Source organism: Thiocystis violacea (genome assembly GCF_016583565.1).
GTDB classification, from domain to species: domain Bacteria; phylum Pseudomonadota; class Gammaproteobacteria; order Chromatiales; family Chromatiaceae; genus Thiorhodococcus; species Thiorhodococcus violaceus_A.
Map to the genome: position 1 here is coordinate 1 of NZ_NRRF01000128.1, position 6,575 is coordinate 6,575.

Annotated in this window: 3 protein-coding genes and 1 pseudogene; all 4 read right to left on the bottom strand. The window is 63.0% G+C overall.

Annotation, left to right across the window (positions count from 1 at the left end; all coding sequences use genetic code 11):
- Nucleotides 1–114: 114 nt before the first annotated feature.
- Entirely contained in the window at nt 115–948 is an 834-nt protein-coding gene (locus tag CKO23_RS23465) for an RHS repeat-associated core domain-containing protein (protein ID WP_200335761.1), read from the bottom strand.
- Between the two features lie 72 nt (nt 949–1,020).
- The gene (locus tag CKO23_RS23470; RefSeq protein WP_200335767.1) at nt 1,021–3,774 is read right to left on the bottom strand and encodes a PKD domain-containing protein; all 2,754 of its coding nucleotides are present in this window, start codon (nt 3,772–3,774) and stop codon (nt 1,021–1,023) included.
- A gap of 120 nt (nt 3,775–3,894) precedes the next feature.
- The gene (locus tag CKO23_RS23475) at nt 3,895–4,476 is read right to left on the bottom strand and encodes a recombinase family protein (RefSeq protein WP_200335769.1); all 582 of its coding nucleotides are present in this window, start codon (nt 4,474–4,476) and stop codon (nt 3,895–3,897) included.
- 307 nt (nt 4,477–4,783) lie between these two features.
- Nucleotides 4,784–6,361 (bottom strand): annotated as a pseudogene (locus CKO23_RS23480) (Tn3 family transposase); the annotation flags it as partial.
- Nucleotides 6,362–6,575 lie beyond the last annotated feature (214 nt).

Here is a 6,575-nt window from a genome sequence, read left to right on the forward strand (position 1 = left end):
AGTCGTCTGTATTCCGCTTTAAAGTCTTTGAAGGGTCGCGCAGAACGCATAATATCGTTTTTTCACCTTCCGGAAACCCAATATGCCGCTTAATAAGCGCGTCTGGATACCATATTAAATGGCTATATTTGCAGGGGTGTCAGCTAAGTGCCCTGGTGCATCACGGAAGATATGTTGCGTCTGAGAGTTACCTTGAGGAAAAGATGCCGGTCTTGATGTAGTGGGGCCGCCTGTATCGAAGGAGCGTGAAGTATTTCGGCCATTACCCAGTCCCCTCTTTGCGGCCGCTCCTTCTATGGCCTCTCCACGTTTTGCAATGCCACCAACTTTTGCGATGCTACCAACCAACACGCCGCCAACAGCCAGATCTTCAGGCCCAGGCGAAATGGCAGATAAGCCGACGAGGGCGGACCCGACCCCAGCAGCTAACGCACTGTTGCCCATGCCTGCCGCTTGCATTGCGGCATCGCTAGATAATCCACGCATAAATGCGTTTGCAAATAGTGATGCCCGACCATCCGGATCGACGAACTTGTAAGGGTTGTTGTTCGCATAGGCATACTTGTTGAAGCTCTGCAGGTTCCCTTCGTCAAATCCGGCCGGATCGAGCGAGAGGAACCGCCCGATCTCGGCGTCGTACCAGCGCGCGCCATAGTAGTGCAGCCCGAGGGCTTCCTCCTCCTGCTTGCCGGTGTACCAGAGGGCGTTGGCGCCATCGTCCTCGCGCAGCAGGCGCGCGCCATAAGGGGCGTAGTCTTCGTGCCAGAGCGTCTCGCCAGCGTCGTTGGTGGCCGCCACCGGCGAGCCCAGGGCGTCGTTGTGGAAATAGGTGATGCGGTCCTTGGCGGCGACTTGGCCAGCGAGGAGGCTCAGCAGCAGGGTCGCGAGCAGGATGTGCCCAACCCACGAGAGTCCGTTCGCAACCCTTCGGTGTGTGCTTCGGTTCATGTCGTCATCTCCGTGTCCTGCCTTAGTCTTGGCATTGGCCCGATCGACGCCGAGGCGTGACCGGGCTGCGGCCTACTTCACGACCGTCCCATCGGGGATGACCGCATCGGCGGGAACCACCACCCCGGCCTTGACGGTGACATCGTCTCCGATGCGGGCTCTGTCGCCCACCTGCGCCGCCGCTTTGATTTGGGTGTTCCTGCCCACGATGACGTCCATGCCCAACACCACCTGTTGCTTCAGGGTGCTGTTGGCTGCGATCGCACAGCGCTCACCCACCACGGCGTCCTCGCCGATGACGGTCTTTTCGCCGAGGCTCACCTGAGCGCCGAGCCGCGCCCCGGCCTTGACGGTGGCGGATTCGCCGACGCTCACCTGGGCGCCGAGCTGCGCGCCGGCGCCGATGGTGGCCTTCGCTCCGAGGGTCGATCCATCGCCGACACTGGCCCCCTCCTTGACGGTGGCCTTCTCGCCGACGCTCACCTGCGTGCCAAGCTGTGCTCCGGCGCTAATGGTGGCCTTCGTTCCGAGGCTCGATCCATCGCCGACGACGGCCCCGTCCTTGACGGTGGCGGATTCGCCGACGCTCACCTGGGCGCCGAGCTGTGCGCCGGCGCCGATGGTGGCCTTCGCTCCGAGCGTCGATCCATCGCCGACAGTCGCCCCGTCCTTGACGGTGACCTTCTCGCCGACGCTCACGTCCGATCCAATGGTGGCACCGTCTTTGATCGTCGCGCCCTGTTCGAGACGGGTGTGGTCGCCGATCCTGACCCGATCCCCGAGCTTGACACCCTTGGCGATGGTCACGCCGGTGCCCAGGTCGACGCTCGCGGGAATCTTGACGTTCGGATCGACACAGGCGTCACCGAACCCACGGCCCAGGTTGAAGCCCGTCTGCTCCTGGCCGGGGTTGGACACGGTGGGGCAGTTGTCGCTGGCGTCGGGAATGCCGTCACCGTCACTGTCGTTGTTGGGTTCATGCACTTGGATGATGGCCTGATCGCTCGCGCTCAGACCTCCGGCGTCGGTCACCGTGAGACCAATGATGACCTCATAGTCGGCACCCGTCGTCGGCGTGGTAAAGCTGACAGTGGCGGTGTCCGTGGCGCCTTGCCACGCGACGGTCGGCCCGGAGGTCTGCTGCCAGGCATAGGTGATCGCACCTTCGGCGTCAGAAGAGGCGCTGCCGTCAAGGGTGACCGCGGCGCCCGCCACCACGCTTTGGTCAGGCCCGGCGATCGCCACCGGGGGCGTATTGGGCTGGGTCGGCGTGACCTGCACCGAGACGCGGTCGCTCGCGCCCTCGCCGTCATTGTCGGTGACGGTGAGGACGAACTCCAAGGTCTCCGCGGCCACGGCATCGGGGGCGGTGAATTGGGCCTGCGCCTGGTTGGCATTCTGCAGCTCCACGGTGGGGCCTGCGCTCTGCACCCAGGCGTAGGTGCTCAGGGTGCCGTCGGGGTCGTAGGAGTCGCTGCCGTCGAGGGTAACCGCGGCGCCCGCGACCACGCTTTGGTCTGGCCCGGCGATCGCCACCGGGGGCGTGTTGGACTGCGTCGGCGTGACCGCCACCGAGACGCTGTCGCTCGCGCGCTCGCCGTCGTTGTCGGTGACGGTGAGGACGAATTCCAAGGCCGCCGCGCTCGCGACATTGGGGGCGGTGAAGCGGGCCTGCGCTTGGTCGGCGTTCTGCAGTTCCACCGTGGTGCCCGCGCTCTGCACCCAGGCGTAGGCGCTCAGGGTGCCGTCGGGGTCGGAGGATGCGCCGGCGTCGAGGGCGACGGGCGCGCCGGCCTCGACGCTCTGGTCGGCGCCGGCATCGGCTTGCGGCTGTCGGTTCTGCTGCACGCTCGCGAGCCGTTGCGTGCCGACGTAGAGGTGCTCCTTGCCATACGCGGGTCCGCTGTCGGTGTATTCGCCCCGCAGTTGTCCGTCGGTTGAGAAGACGTAACGGGTGGAAGCACCGTCCGCCTCGCGGCTCACGCGCAGGCCGTTGCCGTCATAGCCGAAGCTGATCTCGGTCCCGGTACCGAGCACGCCTCCCAGCCGCAAGTGTCCCGCCGCGTCGAAGTCGAAACGTTTTTGCCCCGTCAAGACGTACTGAGAGCCAACCAAGGTGTATCTGTCCGCACCCAGCATGTTGCCTTCGGCATCGTAGCCAAGCTGGTTGAAGGCGACTGGGACCGTGCTGGAGCTGCGCATGACGTTGATCCGTGAGAGCCGCTGGCTGGAATAGCCGTACTCTGTCCAGGCATCGGCGCTGAGGCGCTTGGCCCTGATGTTGCCCAGGACGTCGTAGTCGAAGGTGACCGACAGCCAATCGGTGCCGCTCGCGCCCACCAGGCGGTTGATGTCGTCGTAGGTGAGCGCGCGGGTGGCGTTGGCACCGAGCCGATCCTCGATCGTCTCGACGTTACCCGCGCGATCGTACCCGTAGCCGCGATCGATGAGGTCGTCCATCCCGTAGGTGCGGATGCCGTTGACCCACAGCCGCTCGGGCGCGATCTCGATGTCGGTCACCTGTCCGTTGCCATAGGCGATCTGCTCGAGCTGGCCGGAGGGGTGGTAGATCAGACTGGTGAGGAAGGGCGCGGCCTCGGTCGGGCGCCCGAAGCCATCCGGCGTATAGGTGACGGTGCGCCCGGAGGGATAGGTCAGCACGTCGAGCGCGTCGTTGCCGTCGTAGTCGAAGCTCAGGGTGTAGGTCTCGAGCCCGATGCCGTGCGACTCGCGCGTGAGGTTGTCGCTCTGGTCGTAGGTGTAGGTGATCTGGCTGTCGGCGTTGTCCAGGGTGCGGAGGTTGCCGTTGCCGTCGTAGGTGCGCACGACGTCCGGTGTGCCGTCGGGATAGTCGACTGTGGTCAGTCGGTTGAGTCCGTCGTAGTCGGCCCAGTGGGAGCGAAGCTGTAAAATGAGGACATATAAGATTGCGCTAATGTAGCGTTCTCAGGGCTGTTGACCTTCCCGCACGGAATGGCGCGCGGCGGGTAGATACCGGTAGAGCGTCGAGGGACCTACCCCGAGCCGGCGAGCGACCTCCTCCACCGTGATTTCCGGATCCGCCAGCAGGGCGCGTGCTTGTTTCAAATCCTTCGCGGACAGGGCTTTCGGGCGTCCGCCCTGGCGCCTGCGGGCGCGTGCAGCCTCCAACCCCGCTCGGGTGCGCTCGCGGATGACCTCCCGTTCGAATTCGGCGATGGCACTGAAGACGGTGAAGATCAGCCGCCCGCCCGCGCTGGTGGTATCGAGGTTCTGGGTGAGAATCTTCAGGCCAATGCCCCGCTCGGCCAGGTACTCGACGGTTTCCAACAACTGTTGGGTGGAGCGAGCGAGACGATCGAGTTTCCACACGACCAGGGTGTCACCCGGGCGCATGAACTCCAGGGTGGCTTTCAAGATGGGTCGATCGCGTTGGGCGCCGCTGGCCGTCTCTTCGAAAATCCGTTCGCAGCCCGCCTCACGCAGGGCGTCCTGCTGTAAATGCGGCTTTTGGTCGCGGGTAGACACCCTCGCGTAGCCGATCAGCATCCGACATGACTCCGCTCGGGCAGAGGAAAACGCGTGGGCGGCCGGCACCGGCTTGCCTCGCTCCTCGGCGTCATTGCTGTCATGTGTGTGCTCATCGATCCCCCTTGCCGATCTCCCATGACTCGTCCGCATCGTGGTGGTTTCGGGAGTATGAAACAAGAGACTGTTTTGGGAGACTTCCACGGGATCCCCCAAAGGCTTGGATTTCCCTGTCAAGACAAGGCATTCCAGCAATAGTGGCCGCGCGTTTGCCAGGGCGCTTCAGAACCGCCCCTCCCTCTCCTCAAAACCATCGTTTTGGGGAGAATCAGGCGGCAATGGGCAGGCGGGTCTCCAGATCCAGTTCGATCCGACCATAAGGATTGACGTAGTGGTAGATCAGGGGCGTGAGCCCGCGCCAGTCCTCGGTGGTCATACGGTCCCGCCACGCCGGCTCGCGGAGGACTTCTTGGATGAACAGGGTATTCACGTACACCAAAGAGATTTGCAGCAGATGGAGCGCCAAGACGCCCAATTCCTGGTCCTCGACCTGATTGGTGGCGAATTCGCTCCCCGCGCCATAGAAGATGAACCCATTGGCGCTGTTCCAGTTCTCGACCACGTTCAAGCCCTCGTGAATCTCCCGGCGCAGCGACTCCTCATGCAGGTAGCGGCACAGGAACAGGGTCTTGATGGCCTTGCCAAGCTCCGCCAGGGCCAGATAGGTCGGGTGGGAGGCGGTGGTCTTGGTGAAGCGGCGCAGGAGGGCTTCTGCGTCGGCGGTTCCCAACCGCAGCGCGGTGGCGTACTTGACCAGTTCGTCATAGTGTTGGCGGATGAGATCCCAACGGATGACGCGCGTCAGAATCGATTCCAGATTCCCATAGCGCGCCGCGTCGCTCGACGCCGGGAGGTAAAGCTGCTGCCGGGCGATGGCCTTGAGGCGCGGTAACAGGTCGAAATCCAGGAGGTGGCTGAACGCGAAGGCCACCTCGCTCTGGCCATGGCTGTCGACGTACTGACGCTCGATGCCCATCTCCGTGCAGTGGCGTAACACCCCCTCCATCATCGCCGCGACCTCGGAGGAGGAACAGCGCCGGAGTTGGGAGTAGATGCAGGTCGAATGGGTGGCCACGTGCCAATAGATCATGACGCCGCGCCCGCCGTAGCGGGCGTGCCATTCGGTCATCAGGTTCTGGTCCCAGGCGCCAAACTGCTTCGAGTCCGAGGCACAGGCGGTGGTCGCTTCGCCCCAGATGGCCGCCTGGCGAATCCGAAAAATACCGTTGACCACTTCGGCGATGGCGGCCCGGAGAGCCTCTTTGTGGAGAAATCGTCGCTTGACGTAGCGCAGTTCCTCAAAGGTCACCCCTGGCTGCTGATTGGCCAGGTGCTTCAAGCCGATATTGGTTCCCAGGCCGAAGAGGCAGAGCAGCAGGCGACGACGCAGGACCGCGGGCTCAAGTGTTTCCCGCTGGCCCGCGGTCCGGAATGCCGTCGTGAAGTCGAGGCGTAGGTCGACTTCCTTGAGCATGTCGATCAATTCGACATTCGACCAGCGCCGGCCGATTTCCCGCTTCAGCGCGGCCGTATGGGGCGGGTCGGGCTGCTTGTCCAATGGGGTCACGTGAATGCGGTTCTTGCCTGTCTGCCGCAGACGGACCTTGGGGTTGTTCGGCAACCCGGCACTCAGGGTGTCCAGTCCCTGCCGCAGCGACGCCTGGATCCGTTCGATGAACACCTCGACATCCTGGGGCAGGCCTAATAACGCATAATAATGGTCGCGTTTGGCCGCGAAGTCGGCGGGCAGGTCTAGCTCGGGATTGCGGTAGCGTTCGGCACCCTCCACCCAGATTTCCTTGGTCCGCAAGCGTTTGCGCAGCGCGCGCAGAACACAGATCTCATATAGCCACCGTATTAATAATCCAGGCATTTACTGGAACAAAAATCACAATGAGGCGTCTAAGTCATTATACGATAGTTAAATGATGAGGCCTATCATGAAACCCAACTGGTTATCCGATGCACGTCTAATCCCTGACGAGGTGATGAGTTATATTCGAAAAATTGCCGTTCATGCGGTTGAAGAAAATCATTACAGTCCAGAAGACGTCATCAAG